23 protein-coding genes are annotated in these 23,982 nt (G+C 65.2%); 13 read left to right on the top strand and 10 right to left on the bottom strand.

All coding sequences use genetic code 11. From position 1 onward, the window contains the following. The first annotated feature begins 31 nt into the window (after positions 1 to 31). The 3 genes from E4P09_RS19920 (at position 32) to E4P09_RS19910 (ending at position 4,043) form a co-directional block, all read left to right on the top strand. The gene (locus E4P09_RS19920) at positions 32 to 895 is read left to right on the top strand and encodes a transporter substrate-binding domain-containing protein (RefSeq protein WP_137391389.1); all 864 of its coding nucleotides are present in this window, start codon (positions 32 to 34) and stop codon (positions 893 to 895) included. Between the two features lie 102 nt (positions 896 to 997). Then, on the top strand, positions 998 to 1,717 hold the full coding sequence (locus E4P09_RS19915; protein WP_137391388.1) for an amino acid ABC transporter permease: 720 nt from the start codon (positions 998 to 1,000) through the stop codon (positions 1,715 to 1,717). A gap of 112 nt (positions 1,718 to 1,829) precedes the next feature. Continuing rightward, complete coding sequence (locus E4P09_RS19910) at positions 1,830 to 4,043, top strand: malate synthase G (RefSeq protein WP_137391387.1); 2,214 nt, start codon at positions 1,830 to 1,832, stop codon at positions 4,041 to 4,043. On the opposite strand, the gene recJ is transcribed toward E4P09_RS19910, so the two are convergent. The 3 genes from recJ to E4P09_RS19895 are packed head-to-tail and all read right to left on the bottom strand — an operon-like array spanning position 4,004 to position 8,210. After that, positions 4,004 to 5,791, bottom strand: a complete 1,788-nt coding sequence (gene recJ, locus E4P09_RS19905; protein ID WP_137391386.1) for a single-stranded-DNA-specific exonuclease RecJ — start codon at positions 5,789 to 5,791, stop codon at positions 4,004 to 4,006. The two genes, E4P09_RS19910 and recJ, sit on opposite strands and share 40 nt — an antisense overlap. Before the next feature lie 42 nt (positions 5,792 to 5,833). Continuing rightward, positions 5,834 to 6,817 carry a class II fructose-bisphosphatase gene (glpX, locus tag E4P09_RS19900; protein ID WP_239025283.1) on the bottom strand — a complete coding sequence of 328 codons (984 nt, stop codon included), beginning with the start codon at positions 6,815 to 6,817 and terminating at the stop codon, positions 5,834 to 5,836. A 52-nt stretch (positions 6,818 to 6,869) separates the two neighbouring features. After that, positions 6,870 to 8,210, bottom strand: a complete 1,341-nt coding sequence (locus E4P09_RS19895; RefSeq protein ID WP_137391384.1) for a homoserine dehydrogenase — start codon at positions 8,208 to 8,210, stop codon at positions 6,870 to 6,872. A gap of 281 nt (positions 8,211 to 8,491) precedes the next feature. Between E4P09_RS19895 and E4P09_RS19890 the strand changes: the two genes are divergently transcribed. Beyond that, entirely contained in the window at positions 8,492 to 10,291 is a 1,800-nt protein-coding gene (locus E4P09_RS19890) for a PHA/PHB synthase family protein (protein ID WP_137391383.1), read from the top strand. A gap of 250 nt (positions 10,292 to 10,541) precedes the next feature. Here E4P09_RS19890 and E4P09_RS19885 read toward each other — a convergent pair whose 3' ends face one another. Further along, positions 10,542 to 11,909, bottom strand: coding sequence for a PleD family two-component system response regulator (locus E4P09_RS19885; protein ID WP_137391382.1), 1,368 nt, complete (start codon positions 11,907 to 11,909; stop codon positions 10,542 to 10,544). Next, a complete protein-coding gene (locus E4P09_RS19880) occupies positions 11,906 to 12,280 on the bottom strand; it encodes a response regulator (RefSeq protein WP_137391381.1) in 375 nt (124 codons plus the stop codon). Before E4P09_RS19880 ends, E4P09_RS19885 begins: the two co-directional genes overlap by 4 nt. A 188-nt stretch (positions 12,281 to 12,468) precedes the next feature. Between E4P09_RS19880 and E4P09_RS19875 the strand changes: the two genes are divergently transcribed. The 4 genes from E4P09_RS19875 (at position 12,469) to E4P09_RS19860 (ending at position 15,725) form a co-directional block, all read left to right on the top strand. Further along, entirely contained in the window at positions 12,469 to 12,756 is a 288-nt protein-coding gene (locus tag E4P09_RS19875) for a DUF3572 domain-containing protein (protein ID WP_137391380.1), read from the top strand. Between the two features lie 3 nt (positions 12,757 to 12,759). Next, a complete protein-coding gene (locus E4P09_RS19870) occupies positions 12,760 to 13,431 on the top strand; it encodes a hypothetical protein (protein WP_137391379.1) in 672 nt (223 codons plus the stop codon). Continuing rightward, a complete protein-coding gene (locus E4P09_RS19865) occupies positions 13,428 to 14,339 on the top strand; it encodes an ROK family protein (protein ID WP_205042203.1) in 912 nt (303 codons plus the stop codon). Before E4P09_RS19870 ends, E4P09_RS19865 begins: the two co-directional genes overlap by 4 nt. Positions 14,340 to 14,426: 87 nt before the next feature. Continuing rightward, a complete protein-coding gene (locus E4P09_RS19860) occupies positions 14,427 to 15,725 on the top strand; it encodes a DNA polymerase IV (protein WP_170984521.1) in 1,299 nt (432 codons plus the stop codon). Positions 15,726 to 15,810: 85 nt separating this feature from the next. Here E4P09_RS19860 and E4P09_RS19855 read toward each other — a convergent pair whose 3' ends face one another. Beyond that, positions 15,811 to 16,659 (bottom strand): cell envelope integrity EipB family protein, encoded by an 849-nt coding sequence (locus E4P09_RS19855; protein ID WP_170984520.1) that lies wholly within the window; start codon positions 16,657 to 16,659, stop codon positions 15,811 to 15,813. 97 nt (positions 16,660 to 16,756) lie between these two features. Here E4P09_RS19855 and E4P09_RS19850 point away from each other — a divergent pair, with 97 nt between their 5' ends. From E4P09_RS19850 to E4P09_RS19830, 5 genes are all read left to right on the top strand, one after another. Continuing rightward, positions 16,757 to 17,764 carry a 2-hydroxyacid dehydrogenase gene (locus E4P09_RS19850; RefSeq protein WP_137391377.1) on the top strand — a complete coding sequence of 336 codons (1,008 nt, stop codon included), beginning with the start codon at positions 16,757 to 16,759 and terminating at the stop codon, positions 17,762 to 17,764. Between the two features lie 16 nt (positions 17,765 to 17,780). Next, a complete protein-coding gene (locus E4P09_RS19845; RefSeq protein ID WP_428977731.1) occupies positions 17,781 to 18,245 on the top strand; it encodes a RidA family protein in 465 nt (154 codons plus the stop codon). 4 nt (positions 18,246 to 18,249) lie between these two features. Next, positions 18,250 to 19,011, top strand: a complete 762-nt coding sequence (locus E4P09_RS19840) for a glycerophosphodiester phosphodiesterase family protein (RefSeq protein ID WP_137391375.1) — start codon at positions 18,250 to 18,252, stop codon at positions 19,009 to 19,011. Between the two features lie 73 nt (positions 19,012 to 19,084). Continuing rightward, positions 19,085 to 20,254 carry a GNAT family N-acetyltransferase gene (locus E4P09_RS19835; protein ID WP_137391374.1) on the top strand — a complete coding sequence of 390 codons (1,170 nt, stop codon included), beginning with the start codon at positions 19,085 to 19,087 and terminating at the stop codon, positions 20,252 to 20,254. A gap of 55 nt (positions 20,255 to 20,309) precedes the next feature. Next, complete coding sequence (locus tag E4P09_RS19830; protein ID WP_137391373.1) at positions 20,310 to 20,738, top strand: HIT family protein; 429 nt, start codon at positions 20,310 to 20,312, stop codon at positions 20,736 to 20,738. Between the two features lie 4 nt (positions 20,739 to 20,742). Here E4P09_RS19830 and E4P09_RS19825 read toward each other — a convergent pair whose 3' ends face one another. The 4 genes from E4P09_RS19825 to E4P09_RS19810 form a co-directional block, all read right to left on the bottom strand. Then, complete coding sequence (locus tag E4P09_RS19825; protein ID WP_137391372.1) at positions 20,743 to 21,090, bottom strand: AzlD domain-containing protein; 348 nt, start codon at positions 21,088 to 21,090, stop codon at positions 20,743 to 20,745. A gap of 2 nt (positions 21,091 to 21,092) precedes the next feature. Next, positions 21,093 to 21,806: an AzlC family ABC transporter permease gene (locus tag E4P09_RS19820; protein WP_137391371.1), complete on the bottom strand. Its 714-nt coding sequence runs from the start codon at positions 21,804 to 21,806 to the stop codon at positions 21,093 to 21,095. 123 nt (positions 21,807 to 21,929) lie between these two features. Further along, entirely contained in the window at positions 21,930 to 22,838 is a 909-nt protein-coding gene (gene metF, locus E4P09_RS19815) for a methylenetetrahydrofolate reductase [NAD(P)H] (RefSeq protein ID WP_137391370.1), read from the bottom strand. A gap of 15 nt (positions 22,839 to 22,853) precedes the next feature. Next, positions 22,854 to 23,912: an ArsR/SmtB family transcription factor gene (locus E4P09_RS19810; RefSeq protein ID WP_137391369.1), complete on the bottom strand. Its 1,059-nt coding sequence runs from the start codon at positions 23,910 to 23,912 to the stop codon at positions 22,854 to 22,856. Positions 23,913 to 23,982 lie beyond the last annotated feature (70 nt).

The following is a 23,982-nucleotide window of genomic DNA, read 5'->3' as shown; positions in this document are numbered from 1 at the left end:
CCGGACTGACAGAGACAGGGGAGACGAAACAATGATAGGGAGAGTTTCCGTTGCGGTCTTGGGGTTGCTGGCGGCCATGGGAACAGGGGCCGCCTATGCACAGGCGTTCCAGCACGAGGCCACGCCGCTGATCGAGAATTGCGGCGATCCGTCCTATGAGAAGGCCAAGAGCGAAGGTATCATCGTCGGTATCTCGCCGTCGCCGCCCTTCACCTCGCTCAACCCCGACACGCAAAAGGCCGAGGGCCTCGAAGTGGAGATCGACGAGGCGGCGCTCAAATGGGCTGGTATCGGCAATATCAAATACGAGGTGATGCCGTTCGGCCAGCTGATCCCGGCGCTGATTGCCAAGCGTATCGACATGGTGGCAGCGCTGCACATTACGCCCGACCGGAGCAAGGTGGTCTCGTTCTCGGGCCCGGCTTATTGGTATGGCCCAGCCATTCTGGTGCAGAAGGGCAATCCAGATGGGATCAAGTCCTATGACGATCTCAAGGGCAAGCCGGTCGGGGCGATCGCCGGCTCGGCGGCAGACGAATATCTGCGCAAGATCGGCGCCGAGATCGTGCCGTTCCAGACGGACGCCGAGCAGTTCAGCGCGGTGGCGACTGGCCGCGTCAGCGCGGTGGTCGATGACGACACCAAGATCAACCTGTTCCTTGCCGAGAACAAGGACTCGCCGATGGAGCTGCTGGCCGGGGTGAAAGTGCCGGATGAGCTGATCTTCCAATACGGCTATGGCTACGTGCGCCCTGGTTTCCGCAAGGAAGATTGTTCGCTCAGGGTGGCGGTGAGCCAAGGCCTTGCCGAGGTTCGCGGCAATGGCGAAGTGCTGGCGCTGCTCAAGAAATATGGCTTCTCGGCTGCAAACCTCTTTTTCTACCCGCTCGACTGAGCGGCGAGCCCGGGGCGAGTTCTCTCGCCCTCGGCAGGCACAGGCAATGGATACGGCGGCCCTTGACCGGCCGCTGCTGCGAATTTTGGGGTGCGGCGGCCGATGAGTCTTCTCAATCTCGAGGTGGTCGGCAGCTTCTGGCACGTGTTCCTGAGGGGCCTGGGGCTGACCGTATTCCTCACCCTGGTGGTGATGGTGCTGGCGACGCTTGCGGCGATTCCCTTGGCGCTGGCCCGCCTGTCCGATCACATCATTTTCCGCTGGCCAGCCAATGTGTTCGTGGAGTTCATGCGGGCAACGCCGCTGATCCTGCAGCTGATCTACATCTATTATGTGCTGCCCGGCGCCGGCATAAGGCTCAACCCGATCAGCGCGGCGATCATCGGCCTCACTCTTCACTATGCCGCCTATTTGAGCGAGGTGTTCCGCGGCGGCATCCAGTCCATCGCGCGCGGACAGATGGAGGCAGCGCTTAGCCTGGGCCTGTCGCGCTGGCTCGCCTTCCGCAAGGTGATCCTGCCGCAGGCGACCCGAACCGTGCTGCCCACGCTCGGCAACTATCTGATCTCGCTGTTCAAGGACACCTCCCTGGCCTCCGTGGTGACGGTCCAGGAGCTGATGTTCAGCGGCCAGATCATTGCCGCACGAAACTTCCAGTATTTCACCGTCTATACCATCACGGCGATCCTCTATTTCGCCGTATGCTATCCATCCGGATTGGCGGTGCGGGCGCTGGAGAATTACACGCGACGCGGCTGGGTGGCCAAGGAGGCAAAGCATGCCACCGGCCGCTCGCCGGTTCCGGTCTCGGCAAAACGCTAGCGCCGACATGAGGGGGCACGGCGCGCGCCTCAGGGCACAACCCGTCTTTCGGGGCATCAATCCTTGCTCTAAGGTGGCGCCGGGGAAAACTCCGGAAGGTTTACCAGCACTCATGACCGCTCGCCTCACCCGTCACCGGCTCCAGGTCGCCACCGAACTCGCCCGCTTCCTCGAGCGGGAGGCCCTGCCCGGGACCGGCATCGACATTGCCGCGTTCTGGCGCAGCTTCGATGCGCTTGCCCACGACTTAGCCCCGCGCAACCGCGCCCTGCTGGCGCGGCGGGATGCCTTGCAGGCCGAGATCGATGAATGGCACCGCGCGCGGCGCGGCGTCGGCGATCCGCAGGAATACCAACAGTTCCTCGAACAGATCGGCTATCTCGCCCCGCCCGTGGCCGATTTCGCCATCGAGACGAGCCATGTCGACGAAGAGGTGGCGATCCAGGCCGGGCCGCAGCTGGTGGTGCCGATCATGAACGCGCGCTATGCGCTCAATGCGGTCAATGCCCGGTGGGGCAGCCTCTATGACGCCCTCTATGGAACGGATGCCATTCCGGAGGATGGCGGGGCCGAACGCGGCGGCGGTTATAACCCGGTGCGCGGCGCGAAGGTGATCGCCTATGCCCGCGAGTTCCTGGACCGTACCTTCCCGCTGGAACACGGCAGCCATGCGGAAGCGCAGCGCTATTCCATCAGGGACGGCAAGCTGCAGGTCGAGCTCGGCAAAAGCGAGGCGGGCACGCTGCGGCGGCCAGACCAATTGGCCGGTTATGTCGGCGAGGCCGCCTCCCCATCCGCCATCCTCTTGCGCAACAACGGCCTGCATGTGGAAATCGCCATCGATCACCAGCATCCGATCGGCGCCACCGATACGGCCGGCGTGAAGGACCTCATCATCGAGGCGGCGATCAGCGTCATCATGGATTGCGAGGATTCGGTCGCCGCGGTGGACGCGGAGGACAAGGTGCTGGTCTACCGCAACTGGCTCGGCCTGATGAAGGGCGACCTGTCCGAGCAAGTGACCAAGGGGGCTGAGACCTTCACCCGGGTGATGCAGGACGACCGCGCCTATGCGGCGCCCGATGGCCGGCCGTTCACCCTGCCCGGCCGTTCGCTGATGTTCATCCGCAATGTCGGCCACCTCATGACCAACCCGGCGATCCTGCTGGAGGACGGCAGCGAGATCCCGGAAGGCATCCTGGATGCGGTCATCACCATTGCGATTGCGCGTCATGACCTCAACGGCACTGGCCGGTTCCGCAACAGCCGGGCGGGCAGCGTCTATGTGGTCAAGCCCAAGATGCACGGGCCTGATGAGGTGGCCTTTGCCGACGAGCTGTTCGCCCGCGCCGAGGACATTGCCGGGCTTGCGCGGCACACGGTCAAGATCGGCATCATGGACGAGGAGCGGCGCACCTCGCTCAATCTCAAGGCCTGCATCGCGGCGGCGCGGCACCGGGTCGCCTTCATCAACACCGGCTTCCTCGACCGCACGGGCGACGAGATCCACACCTCCATGGAGGCGGGCGCCATGTTGCGCAAGGGCGCCATGAAGACCACCCGGTGGATCACGGCCTATGAGCGGAACAATGTGCTCACCGGCCTTGCCTGCGGCCTCAAGGGCAGGGCACAGATCGGCAAGGGCATGTGGGCCATGCCGGATCTGATGGCCGACATGCTGGCCCAGAAGATCGGCCATCCGCAGGCCGGGGCCAGCACCGCCTGGGTGCCCTCGCCCACCGCTGCCACCCTGCACGCCCTGCACTATCATGCGGTCGATGTGGCGGCCGTGCAGGAAAAGCTCATGGCGCAAGTGGGCACCGACCTCAGCGCCGACCTGCTCACCATTCCGGTGGCGACTGACACGAACTGGGCGCCGGACGAGGTGGCCCAGGAGCTCGACAACAACGTGCAGGGCATCCTCGGCTATGTGGTGCGCTGGATCGACCAGGGGATCGGCTGCTCCAAGGTGCCGGACATCAACAATGTCGGCCTGATGGAGGACCGCGCCACTTTGCGCATCTCCAGCCAGCATATCGCCAATTGGCTGCGCCACGGCATCGTCACCCCCGAACAGGTGCGGGAGAGCTTCCGCCGCATGGCGGTGGTGGTAGACAAGCAGAACGCGGGCGACCCCGCTTATCGGCCCATGGCGCCGGACTATGACGGCTCCCTTGCCTTCCGCGCGGCGTGCGACCTGGTGTTCGAGGGCTTAAGCCAGCCTAACGGCTATACGGAGCCGCTCCTGCACAAATGGCGGCTGGCGGTTAAGGCAGCTACACGCCGTCAGCCGATCTCGACCGCTGCGTCCTCGATCAGCAGCTGAGCGCGGCGACCGCCGTTCCAGTCATCCACCACCAGCCGGCCGGCCACATGCGCCGGCCGGTCGCGCATGGAGAGAATCATCTCGCCCAGCGGGCTGCCGAGCGAACGGAAGGCGATGGCCTTGATCTCCGTGCCGTCGCGCGAGCGCAAGGTGCAGCGCACATGATCCTTGCCGGCGAGGTCGGCATAGGCGAAGCGATGGCCGGGAAAGGCGAAGAGCGGTGGCGGGTTGCCCGGACCATAGGGTCCGGCGCGCTCCAACAGCTCGACCAGCTCCATCTGCGCCGCACCAGCCGACAGGGCACCATCCAGCACCAGTTCCGGCGCGCTCTGGGCATGGCCTTGCCGCCGGCTTTCCCCGACCAGGAACTCGCGCAGGGCATCCACCCGATCGGCCGCGAGCGTCAGACCGGCGGCCATGGCATGGCCGCCGCCCTTCACAATCACGCCGGCGGCATGGGCCGCATGCACGAGCTTGCCCAGATCGACCCCGGCGACAGAGCGGCCGGAGCCGATGGCCAGCCCGGTTCCCGGAGCATCGCCGATGGCGATGGCCGGGCGATTGAACCGTTCCTTGAGCCGCGCCGCGATCAGACCCAGCACCCCCACATGCCAGCCCTGCCCGGCGACTACGAGCAGCGGCAGATCCGGATCGGCCTCCAGCTGCAGATCGGCGTCCATTGCGGCGGTTTCGAAGGCAGCTAGCTCCATGTCCTGGCGCTGCCGGTTGAGCGTCTCCAGCATCTGGGAGAGGTGGGCGGCCTCCACGGGATCGTCGGTCGTCAACAGTCGCAAGCCCAGCATGGACTGCCCGAGCCGGCCCGCGGCATTGATGCGCGGCCCCAGGATGAACCCGGCCGCATGCGTGTCCGGCCGCCGCTTGAGCCGCGCACAATCGGCCAGGCAGGCGAGGCCGGGGCTCACCCGGCGTGCCATCACTTTCAGGCCCTGGTTGACATAGGCGCGGTTGAGGCCCACCAGCGGCACCACGTCGCAAACGGTGCCGAGCGCCACCAGGTCGAGCCAGCGCAAGAGATCAGGCTCGGCGCATCGAGCGAAATGGCCGCTATTGCGCAGCACGCGGGCCACCGCCGCCACCAGCATCAGGGTCACGCCCACGGCCGCGAGATAGCCGAGCCCTGACAGGTCGTCCATGCGGTTGGGATTGATCACCGCCCGCACGCTCGGCAGCTCTTCGGCCGCCTGATGGTGATCCACCACCACCACGTCGAGGCCGAGGCTCGTCGCATAGGCGAGCACCTCATGAGCCATGGTGCCGCAATCGACGGTGATCAGCACCGCCGCGCCGCGGGCGCGCAGGGTTTCGACGGCCATGCGGCTGGGGCCGTATCCCTCATCGACCCGGTCCGGAATGTGCACCAGCGGCTCGGCGCCAGCGCCCCGCAGAAAACGGGTGAGCAAAGCCGTCGATGTCATGCCGTCGACGTCGTAATCGCCGATGATGGCGATCTGCTCGGCTTGACGGATGGCACGAGCGATCCGATCCGCGCCGGCCAGCATGTCCACCACCGCATCCGGCTTGGGCATCAGCTCGCGCAGGGTGGGATTGAGGAAAGCCTGCACCGCCTCGGGATCTATGCCGCGGCCCGCGAGCACTCGCGCCAGGATTTCCGGTACGCCATGGCGCTCGACAATGGCGGCGATGTTCCGGCCCTGATCATGGCGGGCGCGCCAGGTCTTGCCGGAAATCGAGCGGCTTACGCCCAGGAAATGTGCCCCGTCAATCATGAGCCCCCCTGGCGCACGGCATAGGCATCTGCTCCTTGCGCCTCAGGTGCCAGACTGCATTCTCTCCGCCACGTGATGGCCTGTGATCCAGCGGACCGTACGGCTCGAAGAGCGCATGACCACCGAGTGGGTCTCGATCGCATGGCGCTTGAAGCGCACGCCCGAAAGCATCGAGCCGTCGGTCACGCCGGTTGCCGCGAACACCACGTCGCCGGAGGCGAGCTCGTCCATGGCGAACTTGCGTGTCGGATCGCTTATGCCCATGCGCAGCATGCGCGCCCGCTGCTCCTCGTTCTTGATCACCAACCGGCCTTGCATCTGCCCGCCGATGCAGCGCAGCGCGGCGGCCGCCAGCACACCCTCCGGCGCGCCGCCCACGCCCATATAGATGTCGATCCCGGTCTCTTCCGGGTCGGTGGTGTGGATGATACCGGCCACGTCGCCATCGGTGATAAGGTGAACCGCGCAGCCGGCCTTGCGCAGGCCGGCAATGATGTCGGCGTGCCGAGGCCGGTCGAGCACGCACGCGGTAATGGCGGAGGTCGGTACGCCCTTGGCCTCGGCGAGGCGGCCCACATTCTCCTCCGGCGAGAGGTCGAGATCCACCAGGCCCGATGGAAAGCCGCCGCCGATAGCGATCTTCTCCATATAGCTGTCGGGCGCATGCAGCAGGGTGCCGCTCTCGGCCATGGCGATCACCGCGAGGGAATTGGGCATGGCCTTGGCGCAAAGGGTGGTGCCTTCGAGCGGATCAAGAGCGATATCCACCTTGGGACCCCGGCCGGTGCCGACCTGCTCGCCGATATAAAGCATCGGCGCTTCGTCGCGCTCGCCCTCGCCGATAACGACGGTGCCGTCGATGTCCATCTCGTTCAGCGCGTTGCGCATGGCATCGACCGCGGCGCGATCGGCCGCCTTCTCATCGCCGCGACCACGCAGGCGGGCCGCTGCCACGGCTGCCCGTTCAGTCACTCGCACCAGGTCCAGGGCGAGGGTCCGTGCCAAGACCGGAGTATTCGTCGTCACCACCAACTCTCCTTGCGGATGTCCTCAGTCCGGGTGGCTTCCGCTGCTGATTCTAGCGGGCCCGTTCAATGCGGATCATACGCGGGCGGTCCACGCAATGCCTATCGCTTTCGATGCGCTTGATGGCCTCGCGTGCAGCAACCTCGTCCGTCTCGTGGGTGATCAGCACCACCGGACGGGTCGGCATGCCCTGGGATGACGGCTCGGCATGATCGCCATTGCCGTTGGTCGGCAGATAGCGGCTGGGCCGCTGGATGATGCTGTCGAGAGAGATGCTGAGATCCGCCATGTGCTGCGCGACCGCCGCAATGGACCCGGGCCGGTCTTCGAGGGTCATGGTGATGTAATAGCAGCTCCTGTGCAGAGGCTCCGGCATGGGCACATAGGGCTCGAGGCTCGCGGCCGGCACGCCGAAGGGCTTGAGGATCTGGCCGCGCGCGATATCGATGATATCGGCAGCCACGCTGGAGGCGGTGGCGTGCGCGCCGGCGCCGCGGCCCGACAGCAGCAGGTCGCCCACGAAGTCGCCGGACACCGCCACCGCATTGAACACGCCATGCACGTCGGCGATGGGACTTTCCCGCGGGACCAGCGTCGGGTGCACACGTTGCTCCACCCCCGCCTCGCCGCGCACGCCCACGCCGAGGAGCTTGATGCGGAAGCCCAGCTCGCCGGCAATGGTGATGTCGTCCAGGGTGATCTCCTCGATACCCTCGATGGCAATGGCATCCACATTCACCTCGGTGCCGAAGGCAAGCGCGGTCAAGATCGCGAGCTTGTGCGCGGCATCGAAGCCGCCGACATCGAAGGTCGGGTCCGCCTCGGCATAGCCCAGCCTTTGCGCCTCCGCCAAGGCTTCGGCAAAGCTCCGCCTGTGCTGCTCCATCATGGTCAGGATGAAATTGGCGGTGCCGTTCATGATGCCGTAAACGCGGTTCACCCGATTGCCGGCGACCGACTCGCGCAGCACCTTGATAATGGGTATGCCGCCGGCCACCGCTGCCTCGAAATTGAGCGCGACGCCGTTTTCTTCGGCAAGGGCGGCCAGTGCGTTGCCGTGCCTGGCCAGCAGCGCCTTGTTGGCCGTCACCACGTGCTTGCCCGCACGCAGCGCCGTTTCGACCGCCGCCTTGGCGGGATCTCCGTCACCGCCGATCAGCTCGACGAAAATGTCGATGGTGTCGCTGGCGGCGAGTGCCACCGGGTCGTCGAACCACTCCGCCCGGGAGAGATCGACCTTACGGTTCTTGCCGCGGTTTCGCGCGCTCACCGCAACAGGCAGGATCGACCGTCCCGCGCGCTCGGCGATCGCGTGCCGGTTGGCGGAGAGGAGCTCCACCAGACCGCCACCCACCGTTCCAAGACCCGCAACCCCCAGCCTCACAGGCTCCATGTGCTTTCAGCCTTTTTACTGACATGACCACCCTGTCGTCATGCGGCTGACACCCTTGCGGTGTCTCCGTCGGTGCGCCGTTGCTGGCGCGGGGCACAACAGGCGACCGTCCTTATGGCGGGAAAGCGGCCGCATTTCAAGGAAGGCAGGAATATTGCAACGACGAAGGCGGAGAGAGCCGGTGCGAGCGACCGAGAATCGTCGCCACGAGCGATCGATGCCGTTTGCGCTCCCGTCGCGACAGCTTACATATGAGTAAAATACGAACGAAGAAGCGCCCAATGACCGACAATTCCGATACCCCGTCCCGACCGGGAGGGCTTAGTGATCCTGTGCAGTTCATGCAGAACATGGCGCAGGTGATGCAGCAGGCTGCCGAGATCATGGTCCAGCAGGCCAGCAAGAGGCCGGCTGCTGTTGACATGGCATCCGATCTCCCTGTTGTCGCCAATGCGTTCCAGGACCTGGCGCGAAGCTATCTTGCCCATCCGCAAAAGCTGGCGGAGGCGCAGCTCAAGCTGTGGCAAGGTTATTCGGAGGTCTGGCAGAGGGCCGCGCAGCAGGCTCTCGGCGCCCGAGCCGAACCGGCCGCAGACCCACTCCCGGGCGACCGCCGCTTCAGAGATGCCGAATGGGATGAAAATCCCGCCTTCAGCTTCGTGAAAAACGCCTATTTGACCACCTCGCGCTGGGCGGCGGAGGTGGTGGCCAATGCCAGCGATCTCGACGAGCCGGCACGCCGGCGGGCGGCGTTCTTCGTGGATCAGATGCTGAACGCACTGGCGCCGACCAATTTTCCGCTCACCAATCCGAAAGTGCTGCGGGCCACGCTCGAGAGCAACGGGCGCAACCTTGTGGAGGGCATGCGCCGGTTCGGCGAGGACGTCGCGGCCGGCAAGGGCGAGCTGCGCATTCGCCAGACCGATCTCGATGCCTTCGTCGTGGGGCGCAACCTCGCCACCACGCCGGGGAAGGTGATTTTTCAGAACGATATCATCCAGCTCATTCAATACGCGCCGAGCACGGATCAGGTGTTCAAGCGGCCGCTGCTGATCGTGCCGCCCTGGATCAACAAGTTCTACGTGCTCGATCTCACGGCGCAGAAGTCGTTCATACGCTGGGCCGTCGCGCAAGGGTTGACCGTGTTCGTCATCTCCTGGGTCAACCCGGACGAGCGTCTCGCCGACAAGACCTTTGCCGACTACATGCAGGAGGGGGTTCTGGCAGCGGTCGACGCGGTTCTTCACGCCACGGGCGAGGATGACCTCAACGCACTCGGCTATTGCGGCGGTGGCACCCTGCTCTCGGCAACGCTTGCCTATATGAGGGCCAAGGGCGACGAGCGCGTCCGCTCCGCCACCCTGCTGGCCACGCAGGTGGATTTCGAGAAAGCGGGCGATCTCCTGGTGTTCATCGAGGAGCAGCAGATCGCGGCGCTGGAGCGGACCATGGCCGAGAAGGGCTATCTCGACGGCTCCAAGATGTTCAACACCTTCAACATCCTGCGGGCGAACGATCTCTTCTGGTCCTATGTGGTGAGCAACTATCTGCTCGGTCGGGACCCGGCCCCGTTCGACATGCTCTATTGGAATGCGGATGCCACCCGCATGCCGGCCGCGCTGCACAGCTATCTCCTGCGGGAATGCTATCTGAACAACCGGTTGTCGAAGGGCGAGTTGATGTTGGCAGGCGTGCGGCTCGATCTCTCCGAGGTGAACATCCCCATCTACAACTTGGCGGCGCGCGAGGACCATATCGCGCCGCTCCCTTCCGTCTTCCGGGTGGGTCGATCCTTCGGCGGCACAACCCGCCTCGTCGTGGCCGGGTCGGGCCACATCGCTGGGGTGATCAATCCGCCGGATGCCGGCCGATATTCCTACTGGATCAGCGACCAGGATGCGGACAACCCGGAGGAATGGCTTGCGAATGCCACGGAGCACAAGGGCTCCTGGTGGCCGGACTGGGCGGCATGGCTCGCGGCCCATGGGGGGCCCAAGCTTGCGGCGCGGCAGCCTGGCGATGGTCCGCTGAAGCCGATCGAGGACGCCCCGGGTTCCTATGTCCTGGTCCGATCGGACTAGTTGCGGGAACAGGCGGCGGGATGGCCGGCCCGAGACGGTAATTCGAGGAGGCCACTCCAAACCGCGTCGAGGCCGGCCGACGCGAGATCGTCAGGTGTTGCGGCGGTCCTGACGCCTCGCGTTAACTCGTTGAAGTCGCCAGGCGCATCTGCTGGCCTGTATGGTCGGAAGGTGTGGCAACCCCGCCCAGCTGTTCAACAGAAACAGCCGGCTTTCGTAAACCGTTAAGCTTAATTCCGATCAGGAGGGCTCAGGCCGCGCTGCACATGACCCGATCGCGCCCGCTGCGTTTGGCTTCATAAAGCGCCTGGTCGGCGCGCTTCAGCAGGAGCTCGGGGGTGTCCTCCGGGGTATTGAGGCCGGCAACCCCGATCGACACGGTGATCGCCACCGGGATCCTGCCCTCGCCAATGAAGAAGGGGGTCTGGCCGATCGATCGCCGCAACCGCTCGGCAATGTTTCGGGCAACGGCTTCCGGCGTATCGGGCAGGATGACGATGAATTCTTCACCACCCACCCGGCACGGCAGGTCGAGATTGCGGATGGCGCTGCGCAGGCGGACCGCGCATTCGCGCAGGATCATGTCGCCAGCGTCATGGCCGAACGTGTCGTTGATGGATTTGAAATAATCGATGTCGATGGCCAGCACGCTCGACGGCCGTGCCCGGTGCAGCGATTTCTCGATGAGCGTGCTCAGATGCGTTTCCATATAGCGGCGGTTGAAGAAGCCGGTAAGTTCATCGGTGATGGCCATTTCCATCGAGCGCTGCAGGCCGCGGCGCAAGCTCTCCGTATAGCGCCAGCGCCGGACTTGGGTATTGACGCGGGCCAGCAGCTCGTTGGTGTCGATGGGGCGCGTGAGGTAGTCGTTCACGCCCATGTCGAGAGCGCGCAGAATACGGCTGCCGTCGTCGGGTCCATGCACCACGAGGATCGGCAGATTGCGGGTGGCCGTGAGGGAGCGCAGTTGTGAGCAAAGCCTCAGGCCGTCAAACTCGCGCTGGTCCAGGTTGACCATGACCAGGTCGAAGGCGCCGGAGGCTGCCCTGTTCACCGCCTCCTGGGGTGCCTGTACCAGTGTGACCCGATGATGGCCTGCCAGTCCCTGGCTGATGCGACCTGCGAGCAGTCCACTGTCGTCGACCAACAAGACCTCGCCGGGACGGTCCAGCACATGCGCGAAGCTTCCGTCGATGAAGCCCATCCGCTCGCTGGTGGCCGCACGTGCCATCAGCTCGTCAGTGAGCATCTTCAGCCGGACCAGATTGCGCAGCCGCGAGAACAGGGCCGTGTCGTCGACCGGCTTGGTGAGAAAATCGTCCGCCCCGGCCGCCAGGCCCCGCACCCTGTCTTCGGGCTGATCAAGGGCGGTGACCATGATGACGGGAATATGTCTGGAGCGTGGATTGGCCTTGAGACGCTGGCAAACCTCGATGCCATCCATGCTGGGCATCATGACATCGAGCAGGACGATGTCCGGCGCATACCGTTCAACCATCTCAAGAGCCTGAACGCCGCTCATGGCGGTCAGCGTCTCGAAATATTCTGCCGTCAGCTTTGCTTCGAGCAGTTTGACATTCGCGCGGACATCATCGACGACGAGCACCCGAGCGGTCATTCCCCGTCCTTCAAAAAGCTATCGATGGTCGCAAGAAATCCATTAACCGATATTGGCTTCGAAATATAGGCTTCACAACCGCCTTCGCGAATCCTTTCCTCGTCCCCTTTCATGGCAAAGGCGGTCACGGCGATGACAGGAATTCGCCGCAGATTGTCATCTTCTTTTAGCCATTTCGTTACTTCCAGACCTGAGACTTCCGGTAGCTGGATGTCCATCAGGATGAGGTCGGGCTGGTGTTCGCGGGCAATATCGAGTGCGGAGAGACCGTCGCGCGTCTGCAGTGTCCGGTAGCCATGCGCTTCCAACAGGTCGTTGAACAGTTTCATGTTCAACTCGTTGTCCTCGACGATGAGAACCGTTTTGGCCATCCGCCTCTCCAAACTCCTCGTCAACGCCGGGGCTTGGCTTTGACGTGCGACAGCGGCTTTCTTTGAACACCCCGGAAAGACGCCGAAGCGAAAAGCGTTGTGCCTTTCACTGCCGTGGGATGCATTATACAGTCCCGGGGTTATTAGCTGTTAAACGCCAAATCAGGCCGCTTTGAAGCACAAATCGCATGCGAAAGCCAGTCATGAGTGGGGAGGAGGCGGAGGCCTTGGCCCTGCGCGCGGTCGCCTTTTTGGCGGCGGAACCCGAGCGGTTCGGCCGCTTCCTCGCTCTGACCGGCCTTGGGCCGGCCGAGATCAGGACGCAGGTGAAAGACCCCGCTTTTCTTGGCGCGGTTCTTGACTATCTCTTGGGTGACGAAATTCTTCTGCTGGCCTTCTGTGCGGCTGAGAACGTTGACCCGAACCTACCCGGGGTGGCGCGCGTTCGCCTGCCCGGTGCTCCAGTTTCTGATTGATCGATGACCATTTCTCCTGAGACACAACAGCAAATCGCTGCCCTCACCCTCGCCCATCATAAGCCGTTGATCGTCTGCGACGTCGACGAGGTGGTCGTGCATTTCCTGCGCGCCTTCGAGGCGTGGCTCGACGAGCATGACTGCTGGCTCGATCCGGCCAGCTTCGCCCTCAACGGCAACGTGAAGCGCAGGTCCGACGGCCAGCCCATCAGCACCGAGGAGCTCTCCCATCACTTCCGGGAGTTTCTGGCCGCGCGCACGGCCGAGTTCGAGGAAATCGAGAATGCCTCCAAGAGCTTGCGGCATTTGAGCGAAATCGCCGATGTGGTGATGCTGACCAACCTGCCGCAGGCCTATTACGCGGACCGGCAGCGCAATCTGCGCGCGCTCGGCATGCCCTACCCAATCGTGGTCAACGAGGGCCCGAAGGGACCGGCCATGCAGCAGATCACGGCGGCGTCCCAGGCGCCGGTGATCTTCATCGACGACACGCCGACCAATGTGGCCTCGGTGTGCCAGACGCTGCCGGAGGTGCATGTGGTGCACTTCATGCAGGATCCGCGCTTCAGCCGCCATTGTGCTCTGATCGAAGGCATTTCGCTGCGGTCGGACAATTGGAACGAGACGGCCGACCACATCGCCCGCCTGATCGAGGTTGAAGGGCTCGACCGGTGAGCCCGGGCCGGCTGCGGATCGGGATCGATCTCGGCGGAACCAAGATCGCCGCGTTCGCTCTCGATGAAACCGGCCGGTCAATCATCACCTTGCGGCGCCCCACCCCGCGTTTCGATTACGGCGCCACCCTGCGCGAAATCGCTGACATGGTGGCTGCGATCGAGGCTCAGGTCGGCACCCGCGGCATGGTCGGCATCGGCATGCCGGGCTCGCTCTCCCCGCGTACTGGCCGGGTGCGCAACGCCAATTCGACCTGGCTCAATGACCGGCCTTTCGGCGCCGATCTCTGCCGTATCCTTGCCCGGGAAATCCGCTTCGCCAATGACGCCAACTGCTTTGCCCTGTCGGAAGCCGCAGACGGCGCGGGACAGGGCTTCCGCTGCGTGTTCGGCGTCATCATCGGCACCGGATGCGGCGCGGGGGTCGTGGTCGACGGCAGCATCCTGGAGGGCCGCCATGGCATCGCCGGGGAATGGGGCCATACGCCCCTGCCCTGGCCAAAGGCCGACGAATTTCCCGGTCCCGAATGCTGGTGCGGCCGGCGCGGCTGCCTGGAGACCTGGCTCTCCGGGCCTGGCTTTGCAGCCGATCATGAGCGGGTCACCGGCCAACGATCGGACGCGCGCGCCATCGTCGTCGCGGCCAGGCGGGGTGAGCCCGCCGCACAGGCCAGCCTCGCGCGCTATTGCGACCGGCTCGCCCGCGCCCTCGCTGTCGTGACCGACATGCTCGATCCCGATCTAATCGTGCTGGGCGGCGGCCTGTCGGAGATCGAGGAGATCTATGCGATGGTCCCGCGGGCGGTCACGCCGCACCTGTTCTCGGACTACGGCGATGTGCTGATCCTGCCGCCCCGGCATGGCGCCGACAGCGGCGGCAGAGGTGCGGCGCGGCTGTGGGATAGCTGACGGATCACCGCCCTCATCGGCGGCGATTGCCGTACTGCCGCCGGCAGCCTAGAATCATGACCGGGCAGGCGAAGGTCGGTAGCTTCCATGGCTGGGCTGATGGAAAGGCGGGGCGGCGCGGCAGGCCTTTGCCGCGACTGTTTCAGCGGCGTGCCGGCGCAGGATCGGCGTTGCCGGGCGTGCGGCAGCCCGCGAGTCCTGCACCATCCGGAGCTGCATGGGCTCGCCATTGCCCATATCGATTGCGACGCCTTCTATGCGGCCATCGAGAAGCGCGATGACCCCTCCTTGCGCGACAAGCCGGTCATCGTGGGCGGCGGCAGGCGCGGGGTGGTGTCCACCGCCTGCTATATCGCGCGGATTTCCGGGGTTCACTCGGCCATGCCCATGTTCAAGGCGCTCAGGCTGTGCCCGGACGCGGTGGTGATTCGCCCCAACATGCAGAAATATGTCGAGGTGGGCCGGGCGGTCCGCGGTTTCATGCAGGCGCTCACCCCCTTGGTGCAGCCCCTGTCGATCGACGAGGCTTTCCTCGATCTCAGCGGCACCGCACGGCTGCACGGCCACAGCCCGGCCGTGGCCCTGGCACGGCTTGCGCGGCGCATCGAGGACGAACTCGGCATCACCGTGTCCATCGGTCTCTCGCATAATAAGTTCCTGGCCAAGGTGGCCTCCGACCTCGACAAGCCACGCGGCTTCTCCGTCATCGGCCGGACCGAGACCATGAGCTTCCTCGCGGAAAAGCCCGTGAGCCTGATCTGGGGCGTTGGCAAGGCGATGCAGGCGCGGCTCGCCAAGGACGGGATCCGCAGCATCGGCCGGCTGCAGACCATGGAGCTTTCCGAGCTCATGCGGCGCTATGGCAGCATTGGCAGCCGGCTTTATCACCTGGCGCGCGGGCAGGACAACCGGGTGGTGGAGCCGCGGGGCGAGGTCAAGAGCGTGAGCAGCGAAACCACGTTCAACGAGGACATCGCGGATTTCGCGGCGCTGGAGCCGATCCTGTGGCGGATGTGCGAGCGGGTCTCGCAACGGGCGAAGGCATCCGATCTCGGCGGCCGCACCGTGGTGCTCAAGCTCAAGACGACCGATTTCAAGATCCGCACCCGCAATGCCCGGCTCTCCGAGCCGACCCAGCTCGCGATCCGCATCTTTCAGGCGGCGCGGCCACTGCTCAAGCAGGCGGCTGCGGGTCCGGCCTTCCGGCTGCTGGGCGTCGGCATCTCAGACCTCACCCCCGGTTCCGAAGCCGACCCGGTGAGGGCGCTGGATCCGGCCGCTACCCGACAGGCGGAGGCGGAGCGCGCCTTGGACAAGCTGCGGGCCAAGTTCGGCGCTGCCGCCGTCAACAAAGGACTTGCGCTCAGAGCCGCCAAGCGCCCATGAGGCGGCGATCCGCTAGACCCTTTGCTTGAGCATGATCTTTTCCGAAAACCGGTATCCACTTTTCGGGATCATGCTCTAAACCCGGTCAACGGGTGGGGCAGCCGTCCTGCGGGAGAAAATCGAGCTGGATGAGGTCGCCCTTCAGGGTGAAGTCGCCATAGTCGAGGATCAGGTCGGTGGCGACCGAGTTCTCGAACATGGTGAAGCTCACCTGGTGCTCCGGCATCTGCTCGCCGTCCGCATCCGGGTCGGGCGTATTCTTGAAGTAGCCGATGGTCACCGGCCAGGAGGCGAGCTTGGGTAGCTCCGCCGCGCCCTTGGCCTCGGTCTTGACCTCCACCGTGTTCGGCGCGTTGCGATTGCCGATGAAGGTGATGGCGGTCAGCACCTGCTGGTCCTCGTTGCCATCATAGACCATGGTCGAGTCGCGCTTGTTCCCGTTCAGGGCGGCCGCAAGGATCCGCCGGGTGTGCTCCACCGGGAAAACGGTGCCGGCGGGAAGCTCGGTCTCGGAGGGCTGCGGCAGCTCCAGCCTCACGACACCGCCGTTCTCGCCATGTTCGGCGCGGCCTCGCAGATCGAGTTCCTGCTCTCCGTTGACGAAGCGCTGGGTGGTGAATTCCATACTGTCCCCGGGGCCCGACTCCCACGAGCTCGAACGGGTGTCGAGCAGGCTGACCTTGCCGGTACGGGAGTCGAGCCGATTGACCACCCGCATGTTCGATGTCCAGCCCTCGCAGGCGGACCCGGCAACCTCCAGCACGAGCTTGCCTTGCACATCGTTGAGGCCGGCCTTGGTTTCGGCATGAGCCAGAGAAAGGCTGTAGACTGCCCGGTGAGCCGCAAGCTGCGGGACCGCCGCGGGCGATGCCGAAGCGTCGCCTGTCAGTGCCAGCAGGATCAGTAGGCTTATTCTGGTTGCAGCTGAACGCATCGTTGACAATCCTTGCATACCGCGTCCAATGGCGCCGTCGACTTCCGCCGGATCTGGCCTCCTCACTATGCTCTTCCAGAATTGAGGCAAGACTGCAATGGCCGCGCGATCGCCACTTGCGAAAGTTTTCATATCACAAAAGCTCCCGGCCGAGGTGGAAGCAAGGCTCGCCACCCATTATGACGCCCGGTTCACCCCGGAGGACGTGAGCTATGACGCCGAGGGCCTTATCGCGGGTGCGGCGGAATGCGACGGCCTGCTGGTCACGCCCGTGGACAAGCTCACGGCCGAGGTGATTGAGGCCCTGCCGGGAACGATCCGCATCATCGCCACCTTCTCGGTGGGCTATGATCACATCGACATCGCCGCCGCCCAGCGCCGCGCCATCGTGGTGACCAATACGCCGGACGTGCTGACGGATGCCACCGCTGACATCGCCATGCTGCTGATGCTGGGTGCCGCCCGCGGCGCCTATTGGGGCGAGCGCATGGTGCGCGAGCGGCGCTGGGCGCGCTGGGCACCCACCAAGCCGCTGGGCATCCAAGTCACGGGCAAGCGGCTGGGTATTTTTGGCATGGGGCGGATCGGCCAGGCGGTGGCCAAGCGTGCCCGCGCCTTCGACATGGAGATCCACTATCACAGTCGCACGCGGCTTACTTCCGACCGTGAGCATGGCTACCATTTCCACGCTGTTCTCGATGACATGCTGCCCCATTGCGATTTCCTGTCGGTGAACTGCGCCTCAACCCCTGAAACGCGCGGTGCGATCGATCGGCGCCGCATCGGCCTGCTGCCGGAAAAGGCCATCATCGTGAACACCGCCCGGGGGGAGATCATCGACGATGATGCGTTGATCGCAGCGCTCGAGAGCGGCAAGCTCGCCGGCGCCGGCCTCGATGTATTCAAGGGCGAGCCCGATATCGACCCCCGGTACCGCGATCTTGAGAACGTGTTCCTGTTGCCGCATCTGGGCAGCGCCACCCTCGAAACGCGCAACGCCATGGGCCATCGTGCGGTTGATAATCTCGACGCCTTCTTCAAGGGCGAGCAGCCCAGGGACCTCCTGGTCGGCCCGCCCGTGCCAAGTCCTCAACCCCTAGCGTAACGGAGATTGCATCATCATGGGTCAGATCGACGCCAAACTTCAGCAGCTCGGCATCACACTGCCCGAACCGGCCGCACCCGTGGCCAATTACGTGGGCTATGTCATCACCGGCAATCTCGTGTTCGTGTCCGGCCAAGTGCCGTTCAAGAACGGCAAGCTCGACTATATCGGCAAGGTGGGCCGCGAGCTTACCTTGGAGCAGGGCGCGGAAGCGGCGCGCTGGTGCGCCATTAACATCCTCGCCCAGGTGAAGGCGGCCTGCGGCGGCAATCTCGACCGCGTGAAGCGCTGCGTGAAGCTCGGCGGCTTCGTGAATGCGGTGCCCGAATTCACCGACCATCCCAAGGTGATCAATGGGGCTTCCGATCTGATGGTGGAGGTCCTGGGCGACAAGGGCCGGCACGCGCGCTTCGCGCTCGGCGCCGGCTCGCTGCCCGCCAATACCGCCGTTGAAATCGACGCGGTGTTCGAGATCGCGTAAGCCCATGCGCGGGTCGGCCGGGGCGCAGCATCTGTCGTGGCTGGTGGCGCGCCCCGTCGCCCATCGGGGGCTGCATGACCGCGCCTCCGGCGTCATCGAGAACACGGCCTCGGCGGTGGCGGCCGCCATCGCCAATGGCTATGGCATCGAGGTCGACCTGCAGCGCACCGGCGACGGCGAGGCCATCGTCTTCCACGACGCCACGCTCGACCGGCTGACCAATGGCCGCGGCGCGGTCGTGGCCCATACGCTCCAAGAGCTGAAGAAGCTCGCGATCACCGGCTCCGAGGACCGCATCCAGACCCTCGGCGAGCTGCTGGACCAGGTCGCGGGTCGGACAACCCTGGTGCTCGAGCTGAAAAGCCTGTGGGATGGCTGCGGTCCCCTGGAGAAGCGCGTGGCGCAAGTTCTCGCCGGCTATGTCGGCCCGGTGGCGGTCATGTCGTTCGATCCGGACAGCGTGGCGGCGCTGGCCCATTACACGCCGAACACGCCGCGCGGCTTCACCTGCGGCAGGGACGGCCAGGTGACCGACGGCGAGCATCTCTCTGTGAGGCGCCGCCGCGCCGTGAGCACGCCGGCTATTCTCGACCGGCTCCAACCCGATTTCCTGGCCCACCACGTGCGCTCCCTGCCCTCGCCGCTCACCCGCTGGGCGCGCCGCCACCACCGCCCGGTGCTGACCTGGACGGTGCGGACGGCCAGCGACCGGCGGCAAGCCGCTCTGTTTGCGGACCAGATGATCTTCGAAGGTTTTCGTCCGTGAGCCTGGTAGCCGGGGTTGAAACGGGCTGGCTCCCTCCCGATCTTGCAGAACCGTGACCGGTCCGGACAGCAGCATGGGCGACCCAGCAGAACGGGTGATCAGCGTCGAGAGCGCGATTGCCGATATCGCGCCAGCCCAGTGGGATGCCTGCGCCAACCCGCCCGGGCGGCCATATAATCCCTTCGTCTCTCATGCCTTTCTGAAGGCGCTGGAGGCGTCCGGCAGCGTCGGGGCCGAGGCGGGCTGGCTGCCGCGGCACTTGGTGCTGCGCGGCTCGGATGGTGAGATTGCCGGCTGCATGCCGTGCTACCTCAAGAGCCACAGCCAGGGCGAATATGTGTTCGATCACGGCTGGGCCGATGCCTATGAGCGCGCCGGCGGGCGCTATTACCCCAAGCTGCAGGTGAGCGTGCCCTTCACCCCGGCGACGGGGCCGCGCCTGCTGGTGCCCGACGTGCCCGATGCAGAGGCGCGACGCCAGGCGCTGGTGGCCGGGGCCATGGAGCTCGTACGCCGCGGCAGGCTCTCGTCGGCCCATTTCACCTTCCTCTCCGAGCAGGACCGGTCGACCCTTGCCGGGCTCGGGCTGCTCATGCGGAGCGACCAGCAGTTCCACTGGTTGAACGAGGGGTATCGCACCTTCGATGACTTCCTTGCCGCGCTGCAGTCGCGCAAGCGCAAGACCCTGCGCAAGGAGCGGCAGCAGGCGGTCGCCCCCGGCGTGACGATCGAGTGGGTCACCGGCCGCGATCTCACCGAGGCGCACTGGGATGCATTCTTCGCGTTCTACATGGACACGGGCTCGCGCAAATGGGGGCGGCCTTATCTGAACCGCCGTTTCTTCAGCCTGGTCTCAGAGGCCATGGCCAACGATATCCTGCTGGTGATGTGCAAGCGCGCAGGCCGCTATATCGCGGGCGCGCTGAACTTCATCGGCTCGGACACGCTCTATGGCCGCTACTGGGGCGCCATCGAGCACCTGCCCTTTCTCCATTTCGAGACCTGCTATTATCAGGCGATCGCGTTCGCCATCGACCGGGGCCTCGCGCGGGTGGAAGCCGGCGCGCAGGGCGAGCACAAGCTGGCGCGGGGCTACCTGCCGCACACGACCTGGTCGGCACACTACATCGCGGATAGAGCCTTCGCCCGGGCGGTGGCCGATTACCTCGAACGGGAGCGGCGGCATGTGGACGAGATGAGCCACGTGCTCTGCGAGTTCTCCCCATTCCGGCAAGGGACTTGACGGGAGCTCTTTGGTGGGTCTGTTAAGGCGGAGCGCGTTTCGGGGAGATCACCGCATGACCGCCTATGATCCCAACAACATCTTCGCCAAGATCCTGCGGGGCGAGATGCCCTGCCACAAGGTCTATGAGGACGAGAAAACCATCTGCTTCATGGACATCATGCCGCGCACGGACGGGCATGCGCTCGTGCTGCCCAAGGCGCCCTCACGCAACATTCTCGACATCGCGCCCGAGGATCTGGCGGCGGTGATGGCAACGGTGCAGAAGGTTGCCCGCGCGGCCATGCGCGCCTTCAACGCCGAGGGGGTCACCGTCCAGCAGTTCAACGAGAGCGCCGGCGGACAGATGGTGTTCCACACCCATGTGCATGTGCTGCCGCGGCATAGCGGTGTCGCACTCAAGCCCCATGGCAGCGGGATGGCCGACCCGGAGGTGCTGAAGGCCCATGCGGCCAGGCTGAAAGCCGCGTTGGACGGCGCCTGATCCTTCAGGTCAGGCGCAGGCCGATCGCCTCCAGGCAGACCAGAGTGAGCAGCGCCGCCACGATGGCCAGCGGCTGATGGCGCCTGAGGGTCACCATCAGCGCCAGTCCTATCCCGAGCGCGATGAAGCGGTTGGCGATGTCGGTGGTGGCGAGCACGCCGGGCGGCTGGATCATCAGCTTGGTGACGAGGGCGGCGACCAGGCCGGTGGCGATGGCGCGCACCAGCATCAGCGCCGAGCCGTGAGGGTCGAGTCGCCGCACCAGCACGACACCCGCGAGCCGCCAGCAATAAGTGCTCATCCCGCCAATGAGCAGCACCAGAAGCCAATCTGGAACACTGTGGACCGTCATGATCAGCGCCGGCGCCTCCGCCGCGGATGGAGGAGAAGAAAGGCTGCGAGCCCGCCCACAACGCCGGCAAACAGCAGGTCGACCTGCGGGAAATAGATCATGCCCACCGGGGTCAGCGCGGCTGCGAGCCCTATGGCGAGGTAGTCGAAGGCGTAGCTCGCCCCGCCCACCAGCGAAAGGCCGAAGAACGTCGGCGTCATGAAGACGAGGGCGATGGCCACCAGGGGTGGAAGGGCTTCAGAGAGATAGAAACCCGCCGTCAGCGTCATCAGCATGGCGAGGATCATGGCTGTCCCAATCCCCATCACCCATGGCAGGCGCTGCTCGCGCGGCACACGATCCAGCGACCGGTCTGCAATGACCCACAGCGTGATGGCGATCAGATGAGCCGCGAGATATTCCGGCCAGCGCGGCTGCCCCTCCAAACGCGACTTCGACAGGACCAGCATGACCATGGGCAGGAGCCGCACGGCGGTGAGGGTGACAGCGAGAGCAATCGCGATGAGCCCCGCGCCCTGAGCCAGCATGGTGAGGAAGACCACCTGTCCCGGCAGCGCCCAGATGAACAGGGTCGTGTACCAGCCGAGATCGACCTGCAGCCCGAGGCTGCGCACGAACGCACCAAACCCGAGGAACGACGATATCATCACCAGGCCCGGTATCCCGAACAGGGCGCGCATGCCGACGGGAAAGCCGCGCCAGTCATAGCTGCTCACGGTCGGGTTGCCAGGAATGTCGCGGGTCAACACGCGGCTGGGACTTTGTTCACACGAAAACGGCTCGTGCTTTGCGACTAATGCAGCCGTGGCGCCCTGGCAAGCGTGAAATTGACCGTCGGCTCAAGCCGCACAGCGCTTCGCTGCCGCGCCTTCGATGCCCAGCAGCGCACAGATGGCAAAGACGAGATCCGCACGGTTGAGGGTGTAGAAGTGGAACTGACGAACCCCTTGTTCCCGCAGGGCAGTAACCTGCTCGGCTGCCACCTCGGCAGCAACGGCCATGTGCCGTTCGGGGTCATTGTCGCAACCTGAAAAGCGGTCTGCCAGTCTGGTGGGAACGGTCGCGCCGCATTTCTCGGCGAAACTGCGGATCCGAGCGAAGCTCACAATGGGCATGATGCCGGGAACCACGGGCACGGTAATGCCGCGCGCCCGCACCCGGTCGAGATAGCGGTAGAAAAGGTCGTTGTCGAAGAAGAACTGGGTGATCGCCCGGTTGGCGCCGTTGTCCACCTTGGCGCGCAGCATGTCGAGATCGGTGGCGATATCGGGCGACTGCGGATGCTTTTCCGGATAGGCGGCAACCGAGATCTCGATCTCGGTGATCGCGCGGATGCCTTTCACCAGGGCCGCCGCATTGGCGTAGCCCTCGGGATGCGGCACGAAGGGCTGGTCGAGCCCGCCCTGGGGATCACCGCGCAACGCCACGATATGGCGCACGCCGGCCTGCAGATAACGCCCTACCATCTCGTTGACCGCCGAACGGGGCGCGCCGACACAGGTGAGGTGGCCCGCCGCGGGCACTTTGGCATTCACCAAGTGCTGGAGCATTCCCAGCGTGCGGTCCTGGGTGGTGCCGCCCGCGCCATAGGTCACCGACATGAAGCGCGGCTTGAGACGGGAAAGCTGATCCACCGTCTCGTGCAAGGCGGTCTCGGCCTCCGGGGTTCGCGCGGGAAAGAGCTCGAAGGAGAGGTCGATCGCATGCTGTGCGGCCGGGGTTTCGCTGGAAGACGGGTGATGCTGCATTGGTCACGTCCTTGCTCAATCCACGCCCACGCTGTTTGCTTGGCGCTGGTCGCCGGGCTGGCCGATCTCGCCGGCGGCGCCCAGCGACGGCTCGGCTGGCGCCTGCCCACGGGCCAGCCAGATGGTCACGGTCAATCCCTGCTCTATTTCCGGTGGCGGCGGCAGCGTTTTCGCCTCCACGTGCTCCAGGCCGAGGTGATGACACCAGCTCGCGAATTGCTGCGTGGAAATGCCCAAACGGCGATGGGCCTGCGTCTCGCGCAGGAATTCGAGCTCATGGGGCGCGAAGTCGACCACCAGCAGCCGCCCTTCCGGCTTGAGCACGCGGACCGCCTCCGCGAGCGCACGTTCGGGCTCGTCCAGGAAATGCAGCACCTGGTGGATCGTGACCACATCGATCGAGCCGCTGGCATAAGGCAGATGGTAGATGTCGCCCTGGCGGATCTGACAATGCTTGAGCCCCGCAGCATCCAACCTGGCGCGGGCCAGGGCCAGCATCTCGCGGCTCATGTCGATGCCGATGCCCTGCCGCGCCTGGGGTGCGAGCAGCTCCAGGATGCGGCCGGTGCCCGTGCCGATATCGAGCAGGGTGTCGACCGGCTCGGGCCCGAGAATGCGCCGCATCTCGTCTTCCACCCGCTGCTCGGATACATGCAGCGAGCGGATTCGGTCCCATTCTCCCGCGATGGCCCGGAAATAGGCCGATGCGGCGGCAGCCCGCTCTGCCCGCACCGCCTCGAGCCGCGCCAGGTCGCGCGCCAGCACCGGGTCATCGGCCGGCAGCAGGTCGGCGATCATGCGCGCCAGCGCGCCGCCGAGGTCGCGCTCGGGATGATCCCGGTCGGCCAGGCGGAACAGCACCCAGCTGCCTTCCCGGTGCCGCTCGATCAGCCGCGCATCCACGAGCAGTTTCAGGTGGCGGCTGACGCGCGGCTGGCTCTGGCCGAGGATCTGGGTCAGCTCGGTCACATTGAACTCGCCATGGGAAATGATGAAGAGCAGCCTCAGACGGCTGGATTCGGCCACGGCGCGCAGCGCTGCCAGGAGCTGTTCGGTTCTGCTATCTTCGGCCATGGCTTCTTTCCGCTGCTGGTTATATGGAACATATAAACATATCTTTATATGGTGGCAATGGCTCCCTTCA

This window comes from Rhodoligotrophos defluvii, from assembly GCF_005281615.1.
GTDB classification, from domain to species: domain Bacteria; phylum Pseudomonadota; class Alphaproteobacteria; order Rhizobiales; family Im1; genus Rhodoligotrophos; species Rhodoligotrophos defluvii.
The sequence above is the reverse complement of the archived record's forward strand: the minus strand, read 5'-3'. Positions and strand labels throughout refer to the sequence as shown.

Coding starts and splice junctions, on each gene's coding strand:
- E4P09_RS19920 (WP_137391389.1), top strand. CDS start 32: ATGATAGGGAGAGTTTCCGTTGCGGTCTTGGGGTTGCTGGCGGCCATG.
- E4P09_RS19915 (WP_137391388.1), top strand. CDS start 998: ATGAGTCTTCTCAATCTCGAGGTGGTCGGCAGCTTCTGGCACGTGTTC.
- E4P09_RS19910 (WP_137391387.1), top strand. CDS start 1,830: ATGACCGCTCGCCTCACCCGTCACCGGCTCCAGGTCGCCACCGAACTC.
- recJ (WP_137391386.1), bottom strand. CDS start 5,791: ATGATTGACGGGGCACATTTCCTGGGCGTAAGCCGCTCGATTTCCGGC.
- E4P09_RS19895 (WP_137391384.1), bottom strand. CDS start 8,210: ATGGAGCCTGTGAGGCTGGGGGTTGCGGGTCTTGGAACGGTGGGTGGC.
- E4P09_RS19890 (WP_137391383.1), top strand. CDS start 8,492: ATGACCGACAATTCCGATACCCCGTCCCGACCGGGAGGGCTTAGTGAT.
- E4P09_RS19885 (WP_137391382.1), bottom strand. CDS start 11,909: ATGACCGCTCGGGTGCTCGTCGTCGATGATGTCCGCGCGAATGTCAAA.
- E4P09_RS19880 (WP_137391381.1), bottom strand. CDS start 12,280: ATGGCCAAAACGGTTCTCATCGTCGAGGACAACGAGTTGAACATGAAA.
- E4P09_RS19875 (WP_137391380.1), top strand. CDS start 12,469: ATGCGAAAGCCAGTCATGAGTGGGGAGGAGGCGGAGGCCTTGGCCCTG.
- E4P09_RS19870 (WP_137391379.1), top strand. CDS start 12,760: ATGACCATTTCTCCTGAGACACAACAGCAAATCGCTGCCCTCACCCTC.
- E4P09_RS19860 (WP_170984521.1), top strand. CDS start 14,427: ATGGCTGGGCTGATGGAAAGGCGGGGCGGCGCGGCAGGCCTTTGCCGC.
- E4P09_RS19855 (WP_170984520.1), bottom strand. CDS start 16,659: ATGCGTTCAGCTGCAACCAGAATAAGCCTACTGATCCTGCTGGCACTG.
- E4P09_RS19850 (WP_137391377.1), top strand. CDS start 16,757: ATGGCCGCGCGATCGCCACTTGCGAAAGTTTTCATATCACAAAAGCTC.
- E4P09_RS19845 (WP_428977731.1), top strand. CDS start 17,781: ATGGGTCAGATCGACGCCAAACTTCAGCAGCTCGGCATCACACTGCCC.
- E4P09_RS19840 (WP_137391375.1), top strand. CDS start 18,250: ATGCGCGGGTCGGCCGGGGCGCAGCATCTGTCGTGGCTGGTGGCGCGC.
- E4P09_RS19835 (WP_137391374.1), top strand. CDS start 19,085: ATGGGCGACCCAGCAGAACGGGTGATCAGCGTCGAGAGCGCGATTGCC.
- E4P09_RS19830 (WP_137391373.1), top strand. CDS start 20,310: ATGACCGCCTATGATCCCAACAACATCTTCGCCAAGATCCTGCGGGGC.
- E4P09_RS19825 (WP_137391372.1), bottom strand. CDS start 21,090: ATGACGGTCCACAGTGTTCCAGATTGGCTTCTGGTGCTGCTCATTGGC.
- metF (WP_137391370.1), bottom strand. CDS start 22,838: ATGCAGCATCACCCGTCTTCCAGCGAAACCCCGGCCGCACAGCATGCG.
- E4P09_RS19810 (WP_137391369.1), bottom strand. CDS start 23,912: ATGGCCGAAGATAGCAGAACCGAACAGCTCCTGGCAGCGCTGCGCGCC.